16 protein-coding genes are annotated in these 18,220 nt (G+C 69.1%); 12 read left to right on the forward strand and 4 right to left on the reverse strand.

All coding sequences use genetic code 11. The features are described from left to right. The first annotated feature begins 160 nt into the window (after window positions 1-160). The 6 genes from FE811_RS11505 to hspQ all read left to right on the forward strand — a co-directional run bounded on the left by FE811_RS11505 (window position 161) and on the right by hspQ (window position 7,140). Window positions 161-1,315 carry a phosphoserine transaminase gene (locus tag FE811_RS11505; RefSeq protein ID WP_072462382.1) on the forward strand — a complete coding sequence of 385 codons (1,155 nt, stop codon included), beginning with the start codon at window positions 161-163 and terminating at the stop codon, window positions 1,313-1,315. A gap of 115 nt (window positions 1,316-1,430) precedes the next feature. Beyond that, on the forward strand, window positions 1,431-3,020 hold the full coding sequence (serA, locus tag FE811_RS11510; protein WP_114535276.1) for a phosphoglycerate dehydrogenase: 1,590 nt from the start codon (window positions 1,431-1,433) through the stop codon (window positions 3,018-3,020). 52 nt (window positions 3,021-3,072) lie between these two features. Then, window positions 3,073-3,801, forward strand: coding sequence for a metallophosphoesterase (locus FE811_RS11515; protein ID WP_036754262.1), 729 nt, complete (start codon window positions 3,073-3,075; stop codon window positions 3,799-3,801). A gap of 148 nt (window positions 3,802-3,949) precedes the next feature. Beyond that, the gene (locus tag FE811_RS11520) at window positions 3,950-5,578 is read left to right on the forward strand and encodes a Na/Pi cotransporter family protein (RefSeq protein ID WP_072462380.1); all 1,629 of its coding nucleotides are present in this window, start codon (window positions 3,950-3,952) and stop codon (window positions 5,576-5,578) included. A gap of 475 nt (window positions 5,579-6,053) precedes the next feature. Continuing rightward, window positions 6,054-6,515 (forward strand): CreA family protein, encoded by a 462-nt coding sequence (locus FE811_RS11525; RefSeq protein ID WP_116222158.1) that lies wholly within the window; start codon window positions 6,054-6,056, stop codon window positions 6,513-6,515. A gap of 292 nt (window positions 6,516-6,807) precedes the next feature. Further along, window positions 6,808-7,140 (forward strand): heat shock protein HspQ, encoded by a 333-nt coding sequence (gene hspQ, locus FE811_RS11530; RefSeq protein WP_072462378.1) that lies wholly within the window; start codon window positions 6,808-6,810, stop codon window positions 7,138-7,140. Window positions 7,141-7,142: 2 nt separating this feature from the next. Here the strand turns inward: hspQ and FE811_RS11535 are convergent, their stop codons facing one another. The 3 genes from FE811_RS11535 to mutS form a co-directional block, all read right to left on the reverse strand. Continuing rightward, a complete protein-coding gene (locus FE811_RS11535; RefSeq protein ID WP_072462377.1) occupies window positions 7,143-7,700 on the reverse strand; it encodes an ATP-binding protein in 558 nt (185 codons plus the stop codon). Then, window positions 7,697-8,044: an STAS domain-containing protein gene (locus tag FE811_RS11540; protein ID WP_036754272.1), complete on the reverse strand. Its 348-nt coding sequence runs from the start codon at window positions 8,042-8,044 to the stop codon at window positions 7,697-7,699. Before FE811_RS11540 ends, FE811_RS11535 begins: the two co-directional genes overlap by 4 nt. 195 nt (window positions 8,045-8,239) lie before the next feature. Then, window positions 8,240-10,876, reverse strand: a complete 2,637-nt coding sequence (mutS, locus tag FE811_RS11545) for a DNA mismatch repair protein MutS (protein WP_116222159.1) — start codon at window positions 10,874-10,876, stop codon at window positions 8,240-8,242. 156 nt (window positions 10,877-11,032) lie between these two features. On the opposite strand from mutS, the gene FE811_RS11550 reads away from it, so the two are divergent. The 5 genes from FE811_RS11550 to FE811_RS11570 all read left to right on the forward strand — a co-directional run bounded on the left by FE811_RS11550 (window position 11,033) and on the right by FE811_RS11570 (window position 15,817). Continuing rightward, entirely contained in the window at window positions 11,033-11,872 is an 840-nt protein-coding gene (locus FE811_RS11550; RefSeq protein WP_116222160.1) for a 2-keto-4-pentenoate hydratase, read from the forward strand. A gap of 126 nt (window positions 11,873-11,998) precedes the next feature. Then, the gene (locus tag FE811_RS11555; protein WP_116222161.1) at window positions 11,999-13,105 is read left to right on the forward strand and encodes an ABC transporter substrate-binding protein; all 1,107 of its coding nucleotides are present in this window, start codon (window positions 11,999-12,001) and stop codon (window positions 13,103-13,105) included. Window positions 13,106-13,158: 53 nt separating this feature from the next. Then, window positions 13,159-14,007: an ABC transporter permease subunit gene (locus FE811_RS11560; RefSeq protein ID WP_116222162.1), complete on the forward strand. Its 849-nt coding sequence runs from the start codon at window positions 13,159-13,161 to the stop codon at window positions 14,005-14,007. Continuing rightward, a complete protein-coding gene (locus tag FE811_RS11565) occupies window positions 14,004-14,786 on the forward strand; it encodes an ABC transporter permease (protein ID WP_072462372.1) in 783 nt (260 codons plus the stop codon). The genes FE811_RS11560 and FE811_RS11565 overlap by 4 nt, the downstream gene beginning before the upstream one ends. After that, the gene (locus FE811_RS11570) at window positions 14,783-15,817 is read left to right on the forward strand and encodes an ABC transporter ATP-binding protein (protein ID WP_116222163.1); all 1,035 of its coding nucleotides are present in this window, start codon (window positions 14,783-14,785) and stop codon (window positions 15,815-15,817) included. Before FE811_RS11565 ends, FE811_RS11570 begins: the two co-directional genes overlap by 4 nt. Window positions 15,818-15,827: 10 nt before the next feature. Here FE811_RS11570 and FE811_RS11575 read toward each other — a convergent pair whose 3' ends face one another. Then, a complete protein-coding gene (locus FE811_RS11575; protein WP_116222164.1) occupies window positions 15,828-16,592 on the reverse strand; it encodes a WecB/TagA/CpsF family glycosyltransferase in 765 nt (254 codons plus the stop codon). A 108-nt stretch (window positions 16,593-16,700) separates the two neighbouring features. Here FE811_RS11575 and FE811_RS11580 point away from each other — a divergent pair, with 108 nt between their 5' ends. Beyond that, complete coding sequence (locus tag FE811_RS11580) at window positions 16,701-18,125, forward strand: hypothetical protein (protein ID WP_116222165.1); 1,425 nt, start codon at window positions 16,701-16,703, stop codon at window positions 18,123-18,125. Window positions 18,126-18,220 lie beyond the last annotated feature (95 nt).

Genomic DNA, 18,220 nt, shown 5'->3' on the forward strand with positions numbered 1-18,220 from the left:
AGCCAATGCGCCGCGGCGGATCAATCAGTCGGATTCATGCCGAAAAACTGTCGCATGCATGGCTTGCAATTTTTTCTTGCGGGAATCCTTCGGCGGCGCTAAGGCCATCAGCGGGACACGCCGCCCCAACGCGGCGCTTCATAGCTGGAAGGCTAACATCATGGGCAAGACTGCTCCGGCCGCGCGGCCGGCCAATCCGCGCTTTTCCTCGGGCCCCTGCGCCAAGATCCCCAATTTCTCGCTGGACATGCTTGCCGACGCGCCGCTGGGCCGCTCGCATCGGGCCGCCGTGGGCAAGGCCAAGCTGGCCGAGGCCATCGACCTGACCCGCGACGTGCTGGGCGTGCCGGCGGATTACCGCATCGGCATCGTTCCCGCCTCGGACACCGGCGCCGTCGAGATGGCGCTGTGGTCGCTGCTGGGCGCGCGCAAGGTCGAGATGCTGGCCTGGGAAAGCTTCGGCGAGGGCTGGGTCACGGATGTCGTGAAGCAGCTCAAGCTGGATGCGGTGGTCCGCAAGGCCGATTACGGCAAGATCGTGGATTTCGCCGAGGTCGATTTCGACAACGACGTGGTCTTTACCTGGAACGGCACCACCTCGGGCGTGCGGGTGCCGAATGGCGATGCGATCCCCGCGGACCGCGCCGGGCTGACCATCTGCGACGCCACCTCGGCCGCCTTCGCGATGGAGCTGCCTTTCGACAAGCTCGACGTGGTGACTTTCAGCTGGCAGAAGGTGCTGGGCGGCGAGGGCGCGCATGGCGTGCTGATCCTGAGCCCGCGCGCCGTCGAGCGGCTGGAGAGCCATACCCCCGCCTGGCCGCTGCCGAAGATCTTTCGCATGACCAAGGGCGGCAAGCTGATCGAGGGCATCTTCAAGGGCGAGACCATCAACACGCCCTCGATGCTGTGTGTCGAGGATTACCTGGTGGCGCTGAAATGGGCGCAATCCCTTGGCGGCCGCAAGGCGCTGGTCGCCCGCGCCGAGGCCAATGCGAAGGCCGTGCGCGACTTCATCGCCGGCAAGGATTGGATCGCCGACCTGGCCGAGGATCCGGCCACGGCCTCGACCACCTCGGTCTGCCTGAAGTTCACCGATCCGCGGATCCGGGACGGCGCCGCCTTCGCCAAGGCCGTCGCCAAGCGGCTGGAGAAGGAAGGCGTGGCGCTGGATGCCGGCGCCTATCGCGACGCGCCCCCCGGCTTGCGGATCTGGTGCGGCTCGACCGTCGAGACCGCCGATGTCGCGGCGCTGATGCCCTGGATCGAACATGCCTTCGAGGCCGAGATCGAGGCGCAGGCGGAAGTCGCCTGAGCGCGCTGCCGGACCGGGGCGCTGCCCCGGACCCCGGGATATTTGGACACGAAAGAAGCCGAGTTGCAGCGCCTGCGGCGCGCTGCCGGCCCCCGCATATCCAGAGGATAGAGAAATGCCCAAGGTTCTTGTTTCGGACAAGCTTTCGGAAACCGCCGTCCAGATCTTTCGCGACCGCGGCGTCGACGTGGACTACCTGCCGGATGTCGGCAAGGACAAGGAAAAGCTCGCCGAGATCATCGGCCAGTACGACGGGCTGGCCATCCGCTCGGCCACCAAGGTGACGGCGAAGCTGCTGGAGAACGCCACCAACCTGAAGGTGATCGGCCGCGCCGGGATCGGGGTGGACAATGTCGATATTCCGGCGGCCTCGAAGAAGGGCGTCATCGTGATGAACACGCCCTTCGGCAACTCGGTGACGACGGCGGAGCACGCCATCGCGCTGATGTTCGCCGTGGCGCGGCAATTGCCCGAGGCCAGCGTCTCGACCCATGAGGGCAAGTGGGAGAAGAACCGCTTCATGGGGGTCGAGGTCTTCAACAAGATCCTGGGCGTCATCGGCGCGGGGAACATCGGCTCCATCGTCATCGACCGGGCGCTGGGGCTGAAGATGAAGGTGCTGGCCTATGACCCCTTCCTGTCCGAGGAGCGGGCCAAGGAGCTGGGCGTGAAGAAGGTCGAGCTGGACGAGCTGCTGGCCCGTGCCGATTTCATCACCCTGCACGTGCCGCTGACCGAGAAGACCCGCAACATCCTGTCGCGCGAGAACCTGGAGAAGACCAGGAAGGGCGTGCGCATCGTCAATGCCGCCCGCGGCGGGCTGATCGACGAGGAGGCGCTGGCCGCGCTGTTGAAATCGGGCCATGTCGCCGGCGCCGCGCTGGACGTGTTCGCCACCGAGCCCGCGACCGAGAGCCCGCTGTTCGGCCTGCCGAACGTGGTGGTGACGCCGCACCTGGGCGCCTCGACCACCGAGGCGCAGGAGAATGTCGCCCTGCAGGTCGCCGAGCAGATGTCGGACTACCTGCTGACCGGCGCGGTGCAGAATGCGCTGAACATGCCCTCGGTCACGGCCGAGGAAGCGGCGGTGATGGGGCCCTGGCTGAAGCTGGCCGGGCACCTGGGCGCCTTCATCGGCCAGATGACCGACGAGCCGATCAAGGCGATCAACGTGCTTTACGACGGCGTCGCCTCGGAGATGAACCTCAAGGCGCTGAACGCCGCGGTGATCGCCGGGGTGATGAAGGCCACGAACCCGGACGTGAACATGGTCTCGGCCCCGGTCATGGCGGCCGAGCGCGGGGTGCAGGTGGCGACCACCACCCAGGCCAAGTCGGGCGTCTTCGACGGCTATATCAAGGCCACCGTCGTCACCGACACGCGCGAGCGGTCCATCGCCGGCACCGTGTTCAGCGACGGCAAGCCGCGCTTCATCCAGATCCGCGGCATCAATGTCGATGCCGAGATCGGCGAGCATATGCTTTACACCCGCAACCGCGACGTGCCGGGGGTCATCGGCGCACTGGGCATGACCCTGGGCGACCTGGGCGTGAACATCGCCAATTTCACCCTGGGCCGGACCAAGACCGGGGACGATGCCATCGCCATCCTCTATCTCGACGAGACGCTGAAGCCCGAGGCGCTGGAGGCGCTGCGCGCCACCGGCAAGTTCCTGCAGGTGCGGCCGCTGCAATTCGAGGTTTGAACCTTGCGAACCCCCGGACTAGGCTCCGGGGGTTTTCATTTGCGGGGCTTGCATGCGGACCTATGCCATCGGCGACATTCACGGCCATCTCGACCTGCTGCGCGCGGCGCATGAGTTGATCGCGCGCGACGATGCCGCGCATGGTGGCGGCGGCAGGCTGGTCCATGTCGGCGACCTGCAGGACCGCGGCCCGGATTCGCGCGGCGTGGTCGATTACCTGATGCGCGGCCAGGCCGAGGGGCTGCCCTGGATCGTCCTCAAGGGCAACCACGACCGTTTCCTGCCGCGCTTTGCCTGGCAGCCGGAATGGATCGACCCCGGACTGGCCTCGGGGCGGCACTGGCTCGAGCATCCCTCGCTGGGCGCGGCCGAGACGCTGGCCTCCTACGGCGTCGAGATCCGCGACCCCGCCCGCACCCATGCCGAGGTGCTGCGCGCCGTGCCCGAGGCGCATCTGCGCTGGCTGGATGCGCTGCCGCTGTGGCACCTGGTCCCGCAGGCGCTGTTCGTCCATGCCGGCATCCGCCCCGGCGTCGACCTGGCCCGGCAGACCGAGCACGACCTGGTCTGGATCCGCAAGGGTTTCCTGGACGATGCCAGCGATCACGGCCTGCTGGTGGTGCATGGCCACAGCCCGGTCAAGCAGGTGACGCATTTCGGCAACCGCCTGGCCATCGACACCGGCGCGGCCTATGGCGGGCCGCTGAGCGTGGTCGTCTTCGACGAAACCGGGCTGCATCTGCTGACCGAGGCGGGGCGCGAGCCGATCCCGGCCCCCTGAGCCCGGCCCCTGAGCCCGGCCCTGTGGCAGGCTTGCCAGGGCACCGGCGGGAAATGTCTCAAATCCCACGCATCCATTGACCCCTTGGCACGAGGGGCCAAATATCAGCCCTATGCGCCATGCGTGGCGTGTCAGGAGGTGAGGCGCCGTGCAGTCCCTTTCCGTCATCTTCCAGCTCGCCGGGGCCGTGGCGCTGCTGCTTTTCGGGCTTGGCCTGGTCCGCGACGGGATGGTTCGCGCCTTCGGCGTCAGGCTCAAGATGGCGCTGGGGCGGGGCACGCGCACCGGGCTGCGGGCTTTTGCCTCGGGGCTGGTGGCGACGCTGGGGCTGCAAAGCTCGACCGCGACGGCGCTGATGACGGCCTCATTCGTGGATCGCGGCATGATCCGGCCGCGCATGGCCCAGATCGTGCTGCTGGGCGCCAACCTGGGCACGGCGCTGACCGCCTGGATCGTCGCCTCGGGGATCGAGGCGCTGGTGCCGGTGCTGCTGCTGGCCGGCTATGCCATGCGCCGCCAGTCCCGGCGCGGCTGGTCGGGCGGCGGGCTCGCGCTGATCGGCATCGCGCTGATGCTGCTGTCGCTGGGCCTGCTGGGCCATGCGACCGAGCCCCTGCGCGAATCCGCGGCCATGGCGGCCTTCCTGGCCATGCTGGGCAATGCCTGGCCGGTGGCGCTGGCCATCGCGGCGGGGCTGGCGGTGATCTGCTCGTCCTCGCTGGCGGTGGTGATGCTGGTGCTGTCGCTGGGGATGGAGCCGGCGCTGACCGTGGTGCTGGTGCTGGGCGCCAACCTGGGCGGGGCGATCCCGCCAGTGCTGGCCACGGCCGGGCAGGGCATCGCCGCCCGCCGCGTCGCCCTGGGCAACCTGGTCGTGCGCGCCGTCGGTTGCCTTGTCGCGTTGCCCTTGGCGGGCCAGGCGGCGCAGGTGCTGACCGCCGTGCCCCTGCCGGAAACCGGGCTGGCGGTCGAGGCGCATCTGGCCTTCAACCTGGTGTTGGCCGCGGCGATCTGGCCCTTCTCGGGGCTGGTCACGCGGCTGACCGGGCTGATCCTGCACGAGGATGAGGCGCCGCCGCCGATCGAGGCGCAGCTGCTCGACGGGCAGGCGCTGGACACGCCGGCGGTGGCGCTGGCCCGCGCCAGCCGCGCGGCGCTGGCCATCGGCGATGTGGTCGAACGGATGCTGCAGCAAGCCCACACCGCCTTCGACCGCGGCGACGACGCGCCGCTGGCCGAGGTTTCCGTGCTGGAAGAGCGGGTGGATCGCATGCAGCAGGAGGTGAAGAGCTTTCTCTCCCGCCTGGGCCGCGAGGCGGGCGAGGATCAGCGGCGCCAAGCCATCACCATCCTGGATTATGTCATCAACCTGGAACATGTCGGCGACATCATCGACAAGGGGCTCGGCCCCGAGATCCGCAAGAAGGCGGCGCTGGCCCTGCGCTTTTCCGACGAGGGCTATCGCGAACTCGACGGGCTGTTCCTGATGACCATCGAGAACCTGCGGCTGGCCCAGACCGTCTTCATGACCCGCGACCGCGACCTGGCGCGGCAGCTGATGGAGGAGAAGGTCGAGATCCGCCGACTGGAGCGCATGTCGGCGCAGCGCCACCTGATGCGGCTGCGCGAGGGGCGGGCGGAGAGCCAGCAGACCTCTTCGCTGCACCTGGACATCCTGCGCGACCTGAAGCGGGTGAATGCGCATATCGTCTCGGTCGCGCATCCGATCCTGGACGAGGCCGACCTGCTGATCGAAAGCCGGCTCAAGCGGGGCTGACGGCCGGATCGGGCGAAGCCATCGGGCTGACGCCGCCGGACCGTTCGCGGGCGCATCGCGGGTTGCGGTCCTGGCGGGAGCTGCTGTCCGGCGAGCCGCGCGGCCCGGACCGGCTGGATGGCCCGCCGTGCCGGGTGGTGGAGATGCATCGGTCGAGCGCGGGAAACCTTTATCCGGCGGGGTGGGCGTTTCGGTGCGCGGCCTTTGAACCCTTGCGCGGCGTGTGTCCAGGGATCCCGCGCGGCCGGCACGGGGCAGCCCCGGTCTTGGGCGGGCCGGTTCTCGGGGGCCGGCATGGCGATCCTGCCGGCAGGGGACGGGCGGCTTTCGCGCCGCGCTTTGCCGGGGCGCCGCGGCTGGCGCGATTCGCCCGCGGTGCCGGGCCCATGCCTGGGGGGTGCCGCGGGCAGCGGGGCTTGCGGCGGCGGTGCGGGCTTGCCATGCTTGGTCCGGTTTCGCTGCCCCGGAGAACGAGATGAAGACATGGATTGTCGCCCTGGCGCTGATGGCCGCGCCCGTTTCGGCCGAGGTGGTCGGCAAGGTCGGCGTGGATTGGGTCGGCAACGACATCATCGTCGAGGCCATCGCCGATCCCCAGGTGCAGGGCGTGACCTGCCACCTGGCCTATTTCGACCGTTCGGTGATCGACCGGCTGAGCCAGGGCAACTGGTTCGAGGATCCGTCGAACTCGGCCATCGAATGCAGCCGGACCGGCCCGGTCACGATCGGCGACATCCGCCGGGGGCCGAAGGGCGAGGACGTGTTCAGCGCCTCGCGCTCGCTGATCTTCAAGTCGCTGCGGGTCAAGCGGATCTATGACGAGGAAAACCAGGTGCTGGTCTATCTTGCCCATGCCGATCAGGTGAAGGAAGGCTCGGCCAAGATGTCGATCTCGACCGTGGCGCTGGAGCCGGGCGAGGCCTTGCCGGCCCGGTGAAACTGCGGCATTCGCAGCCCGCAGCCCGCAGCCCGCAGCCCGCAGCCCGCAGCCCGCAGCCCGCAGCCCGCAGCCCGCAGCCCGCAGCGCGGGCCTGGCCGGTGGGGGCCAAGCCGCAGCGCGAGCGTGGCCGTCGATAGGGCGGGCCCTGTGGCCCGGCGCTGCGGCCCCGTCCCGATGCGGAATGTCCCGGCCCTCGCGTCAACGCCAGGGCGGGCAGGTGGTTTGCGGCCCCACAGGTGGACAGCGGCGCCCGGTGGTTGTAAGAGCCGCGCCAAACAGGAACGGTGAGATGCGGATTCCGTCCAAGAGCGCGAAATACAGTCTGGGCCAGGTAGTGCGCCATCGCGAACATCCGTTCCGCGGCGTGGTGTTCGACGTGGACCCGGAATTTTCCAACACCGAGGAATGGTACGAATCCATCCCCGAGGAATCGCGCCCCTCGCGCAACCAGCCATTCTATCACCTTTATGCCGAAACCGAGGCGACCTATTACGTCGCCTATGTCTCCGAGCAGAACCTGGTGCCGGATCATTCCGGCGAGCCGCTGGAACATCCCGAGGTGACGGAGATGTTCGGCGAATTCCAGGACGGCCGCTATCCGCTGCAATTCGGCCTGAATTGAGGTCAGGCGTCCGGGGGGGCGGGCGCGGCTTGCGGCCCCGGATCGGCCACCGGAACGACGAAGGCCAGGAAGTTTCGCCGCCCCTCGCGGAAATAGCACAGCGAGGCGGTCAGTTCCTGGATCAGGAACCAGCCGAAGCCGCCCTCGGGCAGCAGCAGGATCGCCTCGGCATCCTGGGGCGGCGGGCCGGTCCAGGGCAGGTCGTGCATGTCGAGGCAGGAGGAGGGCAGCGGCCGGCCGTCATCCGTCACCGCGCAGGCGATGCCGCCGACATGGCGCGCGACGCAAAGGTGGATCAGCGGCGCATGCGGCCGGCCGCCCAGGCGCAGCGCCTCGTATCGGGTGCCGTGTTCGCAGATGTTGTTCAGCACCTCGGCCAACGCCAGTTCCAGCTTGGCGATGACCTCGTCCCCGGCGCTGCCGTCGAACCTTTCGCGCAGGAACAGCAGCGCGGCGCGCACCGTGGCGGGATCGGCGCGGAAGATGCGGTGGAACATCGGCTGGCGGGGTGGCGGGGGCTGGCGGAGCCGCTTTCCGGCCGGTTCGGGCGAAACGCTCATCTTTCGGGGCCTTCGGGGCGCGCGGCGGGGATCTCGGCGGACTTGCGGATTGTCAGCACGGTGTCCATCCGCGTCAGGTGGAACACCCGCTCGACATTCGGGGTCAGCCCGGTCAGCGTCAGCTTTCGCCCCGCGGGCATGGCCTTGTAGATCGCGATTACCGCGCCAAGGCCGGAACTGTCCATGAACTCGACCCCGCGCAGGTCCAGCGTCACCTGCGCGCCGCCGCCGGCGATCATGCCGCGCACGCGGTCCTTGAAGGCGGTGGCAATGGCGGCGTCGAGGCGTTTTTCATCGACGCGGATCGTCAGCCCGTCGGGCTGGGGCAGCAATGTCAGTTGCATTCTGGCTTCCGCTGTTTTCTGTATGCTCGCCCCCGTTCTAGACCGGCAATCGTTACCGGCCGGTAAGCGTCGCACGGATTTTCGCGCCGGAAGACGCGAAAATAGGGCGCATTTTCATGATCCTTGCGACCGGCACCGGCCCGGTCGGGAAAATCCGAGGAAGCGGATCGGGCCCGCCGGTCCGGCCCCCGCCGTTTACGCCTCGCCCTCCAGCATCCCGCGCAGCTCATAGACCAGGTCCAGCGCTTCGCGCGCGCTGATCATGTCGGGGTTGAGGCCGCGCAGGCGGTCCTCGACCGCCGAGGGCTTGGCCTTGGCCGCGGGCGCCGGGGCCGGGGCGGCGCGGAACAGCGGCAGGTCGTCGAGCAGCGCGGCGGGCTTGCCGGTGCCCTGCCGTTCGCCGCTTTCCAGCTGGTGCAGGATGTCGCGGGCGCGCTCGACCACCGCGGGCGGCAGCCCCGCCAGCCGCGCCACCTGCACGCCATAGGAGCGGTCGGCGGCGCCCTTCCTGACCTCGTGCAGGAAGATCACCTCGCCCTCCCATTCGCGCACGGCGACGGTGGCGTTCTCGACGCCGGGCAGGCGGGCCGACAGGCTGGTCATCTCGTGGTAATGCGTGGCGAAGAGCGCGCGGCAGCGGTTGGTGGCGTGCAGATGCTCCATCACCGCCCAGGCGATGGAAAGCCCGTCCCAGGTCGCGGTGCCGCGACCGATCTCGTCCAGGATCACCAGCGCGTGGTCGTCGGCCTGGTTCAGGATCGCCGCGGTCTCGACCATCTCGACCATGAAGGTGGACCGCCCGCGCGCCAGGTCGTCCGCCGCACCGACCCGGCTGAAGAGCTGGCTGACCAGCCCGATATGGGCGCGGCGGGCGGGCACGAAGCCGCCGGCCTGCGCCAGGATGGCGATCAGCGCGTTCTGGCGCAGGAAGGTCGATTTGCCGGCCATGTTCGGCCCGGTGAGCAGCCAGATCGCCGGGGTTTCGCCCTCGGTCAGGGCGCAGTCGTTGGCGACGAAAGCCTCGCCCTTGCGCTTGAGCGCACGCTCCACCACCGGATGCCGGCCGCCCTCGATCACGAAGGCGCGGCTGGCGTCGACCTCGGGGCGCACCCAGCCCTCGCCCGAGGCGAGGTCGGCGAAACCGGCGGTCAGGTCGATCTCGGCCATGGCGCGGGCCGCTTGTCCCACGGGGCCGGCCTGGTCCAGCACGGCGCGGGCCAGGCGGGCGAAGATCTCGCGCTCGATCTCCAGCGCGCGGTCGCGGGCGTTGAGGATGCGGGTTTCCAGCTCGGACAGCTCGACCGTGGTGAAGCGGATCTGGTTCGCGGTGGTCTGGCGGTGGATGAAGCGCCCGTTCAGCGGCGGGGCCAGCATCCGCTCGGCATGGGTCGAGGTGGTCTCGATGAAATAGCCCAGCACGTTGTTGTGCTTGATCTTGAGGCTCTGGACGCCGGTCTCGGCGATGTAATCGGCCTGCATCCGGGCGATGACGCCGCGGCCTTCGTCGCGCAGGCGGCGGGTCTCGTCCAGGTCGTCGTCATAGTCCGGCGCAACGAAGCCACCGTCGCGGGCGAGCAGGGGCGGCTCGGCCACCAGCGCCTCGTCGAGCAGGTCGATCAGCGCGTCATGGCCGGTCAGGTCGCGCGCCGCCTCGGCCAGCACGGCAATCTGGTCGCAGCCCAGCATGGCGGCGATGGCCGCGCCCTGCGTCAGCCCGGCGCGGATCGCGGCCAGGTCGCGCGGCCCGCCCCGCTCCAGCGCCAGCCGCGACAGCGCCCGGTCCATGTCGGGGGCGCGCGACAGCGCCTCGCGCAGGTCGGCGGTCAGGCGCGGGTCGTCCACCAGATGCGCGACCGCGGCCTGGCGGGCGTGGATTTCGCCCAGGTCGCGCGACGGTGCGCTGATGCGGCGTTCCAAGAGCCGCGCGCCCCCCGCCGTCACCGTGCGGTCGATGGCGGCCAGCAGCGACCCCTCGCGCCCGCCCGACAGCGCCTGGGTCAGTTCCAGGTTGCGGCGGGTTGCGGCGTCGATCTGCATGGAGCCGCCAAGCGCCTCGCGCACCGGCGGGCGGATCAGCGGCATCCGGCCCTTTTGCGTCAGCTCCAGGTAGTCGGCGATGGCGCCCATGGCGGCCAGTTCGGCGCGGGAAAACTGGCCGAACCCGTCCAGCGTCTCGACCTGGAACAGCGCGCAGAGCCGGCGCGTGCCGGCGGCGCTGTCAAAGCTCATCGCCGGCAGTTCGGTCAGCGCCGCGCCCGCCTCGGCGGCGGTCTCGTCCAGCCGCGAACCCTCGGCGGCCAGCAACTCGCGCGGGGCATGGCGGGCGAGTTCGGGGGCCAGCCGCGCCGGCGGGCAGGGCATGACGCGGAAGGCGCCGGTGGAAATATCGACCCAGGCCAGCGCCGATTCCTCGCGCACCGTGGCGAAGCTGGCCAGGAAATTGTGCCGCCGCGCCTCGAGCAGCGATTCCTCGGTCAGGGTGCCGGGGGTGACCAGGCGGACCACGTCGCGGGCGACCACGGATTTCGAGCCGCGCTTCCTGGCCTCGGCCGGGTCTTCCATCTGCTCGGCGATGGCGACGCGGAAGCCCTTGCGGATCAGCGTCAGCAGGTAGGACTCAGCGGCATGGACCGGCACGCCGCACATCGGGATCGGCTCGCCCAGATGCGTGCCGCGCTTGGTCAGCGCGATGTCGAGCGCGGCGGCAGCGGCCACCGCGTCCTCGAAGAACATCTCGTAGAAATCGCCCATGCGATAGAACAGCAGCGCGCCGGGGTTTGCATCGCGGATCGCAAGATACTGCGCCATCATCGGGGTGGGTTGGTCGCTCATGTCCAGCCTTGTCGCCTGCGGTCCCGTTCTTCTAGGGGATGCGCGGGCCGATGCAAACAGGATGCGGGCAAGTTGCGCCGGTGACGCAAGAATCCCGGTGACAGCCGCCTTTTGTTGCGGCATCGTCTGGCGGAAAACAGTCTTTGGGGCGAGGCGATGAAATCGTTGATTCTGGGCGCAATCATGCTGCCATTGGCGGGCGTGGCCGTCGCGGCCTGCCCGGATGTCTCGTTGATGCAGAATGCCGCGCGCGGCTGGATCGCCGGCCAGCGCCTGCCCGACCCCCTGGTGCGCACGCTCGAGGAGGGGGCCTGCGCCTATGCCAGCTTCCGCAGCGTGCTGGAGGCCGAGCTGGGCGCGCCGGTGGGGGTGAAGGTCGGCTTCACCTCTAAGCCGGTGCAGGAACGCTTCGGCGTGACCGAGCCGGTGGCGGGCGCGCTGTTTGCGCCCATGCTGCTGCCGGACGGGGCGCGGCTGAGCCTTGCGGGCAGCCGCGAGCCGTTCTTCGAGGCCGACCTGGTCGTGACCGTGGGCAGTTCCGCCATCATGCAGGCCCGCACCCGCGAAGAGGTGGCGGCCGCGCTTCGGGACGTGCGGCCCTTTGTCGAGCTGCCCGACCTGGCGCTGCAAAAGGACGTGGTGCCGACCGGGCCCCTGATGGTGGCCTATGGCGTGACGCCCTGGCGCGGCGTGCTGGGCCGCGGCATCCCGATCTCGGATCTGCGCGATCCGGTCGCCGACCTGGCGGCGCTGACGGTGAACCTGAAGCTCGACGGCAAGAGCGTCGCGACCGGCTCGGGCGAGATGCTGCTGGGCCATCCGCTGGACGTGGTGCTGTGGCTGGTCCAGCAGGGCGGCTATGAGCTGAAGCCGGGCTCGGTGATCTCGCTGGGCTCGCTGGGCGGCCTGCATCCCGCCCGGCCCGGCCACCGGATCGAGGCCGAATATCGCATCGGCGGCCGGGCCATGAAGGTGGGGCTGGCGCTGGTGCCCTGACCGGGCGGCTAGGGCAGGCTGGAAAAAACCTTTGCCAACAGGGGAGTTCCGTCGCAAGACTGTCACGGGGGGCCGCTAGGTGGCATCCAGCCGCCTATGGGGCGTGTTCTGGAACGGAGTTGACCAATGACCATTCAATCGACCGCGGCGGGGCTGGCCGCGCTGAGCCTGCTGGCGGGTGCGGGTGTCGCCTCGGCGCAGGATCTGGCGGCGCTGGAAGAGGCCGCCAAGGCCGAGGGCATGCTGACCACCATCGCCCTGCCGCATGACTGGTGCAACTATGGCGGCGTGATCGAGGGCTTCAAGGCGAAATACCCCGAGATCCAGGTCAACGAGCTGAACCCCGACGCGGGCTCGGCCGACGAGCTGGAGGCGATCCGCGCCAACAAGGACAACAAGGGCCCGCAGGCGCCCGACGTGATCGACGTGGGCCTGTCCTTCGGCCCGCAGGCCAAGGCCGAGGGGCTGATCCAGCCCTACAAGGTCGCGACCTGGGACACGATCCCGGACGATGCCAAGGACGCCGAGGGCTATTGGTATGGCGATTATTACGGCGTGATGGCCTTTGGCGTGAACAGCGACCTGATCGACGCGGCGCCGAAAAGCTGGAAAGACCTGACCAAGCCGGAATACGCCAACGCCTTTGCGCTGGCGGGCGATCCGCGCGCCTCGGCCCAGGCGATCATCTCGGTCATGGCGGCCGGCATCGCGAATGGCGGCGAGCCGGGCGAGGCCTCGGGCCAGAAGGGCATGGAACTGATGGCCGAGGTGAACAAGGCCGGCAATTTCGTCCCCGTCATCGGCAAGTCGGCGACCATCGCCCAGGGCGCGACGCCGATCGTCACCGCCTGGGACTACAACCTGCTGTCCTGGCGCGACAGCCTGAACGGCAACCCGCCGGTCGAGGTCGTCATCCCCGAGGACGGCGTGGTCGCGGGCGTCTATGTCCAGGCGATCTCGGCCTATGCGCCGCATCCGAACGCGGCCAAGCTGTGGATGGAATACCTGTATTCGGACGAGGGCCAGCTGGGCTGGCTGAAAGGCTATTGCCACCCGATCCGCTTCAACGACCTGGTTGCGGGCGGCAAGGTGCCGCAGGAGCTGCTGGACGCGCTGCCCCCGGCGGACGCCTATGAAAAGGCGATCTTCCCGACGCTGGAGCAGCAGGAGGCCAACAAGAAGGTCGTGACCGAGGGCTGGGACGCCACCGTCGGCGCGGCGGTCCAGGAATAAGGCGCGGCGGCCCCGCCCGCACCGGCGGGGCCGCCCCGAACGGGCGAGGCGGAATGAGACAGATCGGCTGGAACTGGCTGGGCGTCCTGCCCTTTTTCGCCTTCGCGCTGCTGTTTCTGGTGCTGCCGACGATGAACATCGTCATCGGCGCCTTCCAGAACCCGCAGGGCGAGTTCACGCTGGCCAACCTGGCTGGGCTCGCCTCGCCGCGGATCGTGTCGAGCTTTGCCATCTCGATCAAGATCTCGCTGGCCTCGGCGCTGCTGGGTTGCCTGATCGGCTTTGCCATGGCGGCGGCGGTGGTGATGGGGGGCGTGCCGGGCTGGATCAAGGGGCCGCTGATGACCTTTTCCGGCGTCGCCTCGAATTTCGCCGGCGTGCCGCTGGCCTTTGCCTTCATCGCCACGCTGGGGCGGGTGGGGCTGGTCACGACGCTGCTGCGGCAATGGTTCGGCATCAACATCTATGCCATGGGCTTCAACCTGCTGTCGTTCTGGGGCCTGACGCTGACCTATCTGTTCTTCCAGATCCCGCTGATGATCCTGATCATCACCCCGGCGCTGGAGGGGCTCAAGCGCGAATGGCGCGAGGCGGCCGAGGTCTTGGGCGCCAGCACCTTCCAATACTGGCGCATGGTGGCGCTGCCGATCCTGTTCCCGTCGCTTCTGGGCACCTTCGCGCTGCTCTTTGCCAACAGCTTCGGCGCGGTGGCGACGGCCTATGCGCTGACCGGCTCGTCGCTGTCCATCGTGCCGATCATGCTGTTCGCGCAGATCCGCGGCGACGTGCTGCAAGACCCGCACCTGGGCTATGCCATGGCCTTCGGCATGATCGTCGTCACCGGGCTGGCGAACCTCGCCTATGTCGTCATGCGCGCCCGCGCCGAGCGGTGGATGCGATGAGGCGGGTCTGGTCCTGGGCGGCGCTGATCGTCGGCGGGCTGTATTTCCTGCTGCCGCTGATCGGCACCATCGAGTTCTCGCTGCGGATGCGGCGCGGGGAATATTCGCTGGACGCCTATCGTTCGGTGCTGTCGGACCCGAATTTCCGCGCCACCTTCAGCTATTCGGTGGCCATGGCGGCTCTGACCATCCTGCTGGGGGTGCTGATCGTGGTGCCGACCGCCTATTGGGTGCGGCTGCGCCTGCCGCGGCTGCGCCCGGTGATCGAGTTCATCACCCTGCTGCCGCTGGTCATTCCGGCCATCGTCGTGGTCTTCGGCTATATCCGGCTCTACAACACCAGCTCGATCCTGCCGCTGACCGGCACCGCGTCGGGCACCAACCTGCTGCTGCTTTGCGGCTATGCCACGCTGGCGCTGCCCTATATGTATCGCGCCGTCGATACCGGGCTTTCCACGCTGGACGTGCGCTCGCTGACCGAGGCGGCGCAATCGCTGGGCGCCGGCTGGGCGCGGATCATCGGCCGGCTGATCCTGCCCAACGTGCTGGGCGCGGTGATGTCCGGCGCCTTCCTGTCCTTCGCCATCGTCATCGGCGAATTCACCATGGCGGCGCTGCTGAACCGTCCCGCCTTCGGCCCCTACATGCAGCTTCTGGGCGCGAACCGCGCCTATGAGCCGGCGGCGCTGGCGGTGATCGCCTTTGCCGTCACCTGGGGCTGCATGGGGGTGATGCAGCTGATCTCCCGCCTGTTCGGCACACGGATGCAAGCGAAATGACCTTCCTGACCCTCGACCACCTGCAGAAATCCTTCGGTGTGACCAAGGTGGTCCACGACTTCGACCTGGGCGTCGAGAAGGGCGAGTTCGTGTCCTTCCTGGGCCCCTCGGGCTGCGGCAAGACCACGGTGCTGCGCATGGTCGCGGGGTTCGAGACGCCGACGGCGGGCCGGGTGGTGATCGACGGGCGGGACGTGACGCGCCTGCGCCCGAACCAGCGCCAGATCGGCATGGTGTTCCAGTCCTATGCGCTGTTTCCGAACCTGACCGTGGCCGAGAACGTGGGCTTCGGCCTGCGCACCGCGGGCGTGCCGCGCGCCGAACGCGCCGGCCGCGTGGCCGAGATGCTGGCGCTGATCGGCCTGCCGGACCTGGGCGGGCGCTATCCCTGGCAGCTTTCGGGCGGCCAGCAGCAGCGCGTCGCGCTGGCCCGCGCGCTGGCGCCGCGCCCGCGCGTGCTGCTGCTCGACGAGCCGCTGTCGGCGCTGGACGCCAAGATCCGCGTCAGCCTGCGCAACCAGATCCGCGAGATCCAGCAGCAGCTGGCCATCACCACCATCTTCGTCACCCATGACCAGGAAGAGGCGCTGTCGATCTCGGACCGCATCGTGGTCATGCACCAGGGCATCGCCGACCAGACCGGCACGCCGGCGCAGATCTACAACCAGCCCGCGACCGATTTCGTGGCCGGCTTCGTCGGCACGCTGAACCGTTTCGAGGCCGAGGTGCTGGACCCGGCCCGCGGCCTCGTCCGCGTCGAGGGGGCCGAGATCGCGCTGGACCGTCCCTTGCCCGCCGGCCGCATCACCCTGGCGGCGCGGCCGGAAAGCCTGCGCATCGCCGCCGAGGGCATCCCGGCCGAGATCACCGGCGTCGAGTTCCTGGGCTCGGTCCAGCGGCTGCGGGCACGGGCCGCGGGACGCGAGGTGGTGCTGGACCGTTTCAACGAACCGGGGGTGGCATTGCCCCAGCCCGGCGCGCAGGTGCGCCTGGCGGCCGCGCAGGCCGGATGGCTGGTCCTGCCGGGCTGAGGGGCCGGGCCTATTTCCGGTTTTCGCCGCGGATGGCCAGCGCCCGGCGCAGGTGGCCGGGCAGGATGGCGAAGCCCTTGGCATAGCGCAGGAACAGCCGGCGCGGGTTGGACAGCATCCGCCACAGCCATTCCAGCTTGATCCGCCGCACCCATTGCGGCGCCCGGCGCTGGTGGCCCGACAGGAAGTCGAGCCCGGCCCCGATCGAGGCGAAGCCCACATCGCCAAGCGCGTCGCGGGCGCGGATGGCGAAAAGCTCTTGCCGCGGGGCGCCGAGCGCCAGGAAGCACAGCCGGGCGCCCGAGGCGCGAATGCGGGCGATGATCTGGGCCGCTTCCTCGCCCGTCGGGTCGAAGGGAAAGCCCGGCGCATGGGTCAGCGCGACGCGCAGCCCCGGCACCGCCGCCTGCATGCTGCGCGCGGCCAGCGCCAGCGATTCGTCGTTGCTGCCGATCAGCGCCACCGGCAGGCCGGCCCGCGCCGCCTCGGCGGCCAGGGGCAGCACCAGGTCCGAGCCGGGCGCCAGCGCCACCGGCCGGCCGGCGATGCGCGACAGCCAGACGATGGGGTTGCCGTCGGCGCAGACCAGGTCATGCGCGCCGTAGGCGCTGCGAAAGCGGGCGTCCTCGCCCAGCCTTTGCAGGTGGTCCACGTTGATCGTGGCGATGGCGAAGCCGCGCCCCTCGGCCAGCCGCTGCCGCACCGCGGCCAGCAGCGCGGAAGAATCCCGACAATTGACGCGGACGGCATTGCCGTCGGGAAAGCTGAAATGCATGATAAGCCCTCGGGTCCGGCCGGAATCGACGGCAGGATGTGTTGGCGGCGAGGGGATTGCAACGTCCTTCGCACCGCCGGTCGACAAGGCGGGGACGGGAGTCGGGCCATGCCCATATTGGCCTTCATGGTGCTGGTGACCTGGCCGGTGGTGGTGGCGGTGCTGTTCCAGCGCATGGAGCGGGCGCAGGCGATGATCTGGTCGATCTTTGCCGGCTACCTGCTGCTGCCGCAGCTGGTCGAGATCGACGTGCCCGCCTTTCCCGGCCTGAACAAACACATGGTCCCGGCGCTGGCCGCTGCCATCATGGTCTATTTCGTCACCAAGGAGCGCGCCCGCAACGAGCCCGCGCCGCCGCCCATGGGGCCCTGGGTGATGCTGCTTCTGGCGATGAACTTCGCCGCGCCCATCCTGTCGGCGCTGACCAATCCCGATCCGCTGATCGACGGCGTCAACTATCGGCCGGCCATGTCGATCAGCCAGGGCGTGGCCGACCTGATCGTGCAGACGCTGCTGCTGCTGCCCTTCTTCCTGGGCTACAAGCTGTTGTGGAATGCCAGGGGCGCCCAGCTATGGGCGCGCAGCCTGCTGCTGGGCGTCCTGTGCTATACCGTTCCCATGCTGATCGAACTGCGGATGAGCCCGCAGATCAACGTTTGGGTCTATGGCTATTTCCAGCACGATTTCGTCCAGACCATCCGCTATGGCGGCTATCGCCCCATCGTCTTCCTGGAGCATCCGCTGTGGGTGGCGCTGATGACGATGACCGCCTTCCTGGCCGCCATCGCCTTTGCCCGCAACGAGCCGACGCGGCGCAACATCCTGATTGCGGTCTACCTGGCCTGCATCGTCTTTCTGTGCAAATCGGCGGGGGCGCTGGTGCAATCGCTGATGGCGGCGCCGCTGGTGGCCTTTGCGCGGCCGCGCACGATGGTGCTGGTGGCGGCGCTGGTGGCCACCGCCGCCGTCTCTTATCCGACGCTGCGCACCACCCCGTGGATGCCGCTGCAGGGCATCGTCAACCTGGCCATGTCCATCTCGCCCGAGCGGGGGCGCTCGCTCGAGTTCCGGCTGATGAACGAAGAGGAGCTGCTGGAGCGCGCGATGGAGCGGCCGGCCTTCGGCTGGGGCGGCTGGGGGCGGTCGCTGTTCTACGATCCCTATAACGGCCGGCTGACCTCGGTCCCGGACGGGCAATGGGTGATCCTGATCGGGGCGCGGGGCATCTTCGGCTACCTGGCGCAGTTCCTGCTGCTGCTGACGCCGATCCTGGCGCTGCTGCGGGCGATGCCGGGCGGCCGGCATCCGCCGCGCAAGGCCGAGATGGTGGTGCTTGGCGCGATCTCGCTGATGCTGGCGATGAACATGCTGGACCTGATCCCGAATGCGACCCTGACGCCGCTGACCTGGCTGACCGCCGGGGCGCTGCTGGGCAATGCCCGCCGGCTGCGGCAGGGCGCGGCCGAGTCGGCCGATCTGCCGGCGGCCCAGCGGATTCTGCCTAAAAAGGCAGGCCTGCGGACGGTTTTATAGGTTGGTCCGAAGCGCGGGATTCGCTATGCCGGATACGCGCGCCAGTTGTTAAGTCATTGCTGCCCACAGGGGCATTCCACGAGTTCAATGAGGCA

Source organism: Paracoccus sp. FO-3 (assembly GCF_006386455.1).
In the GTDB taxonomy this organism is placed as follows: Bacteria; Pseudomonadota; Alphaproteobacteria; order Rhodobacterales; family Rhodobacteraceae; genus Paracoccus; species Paracoccus versutus.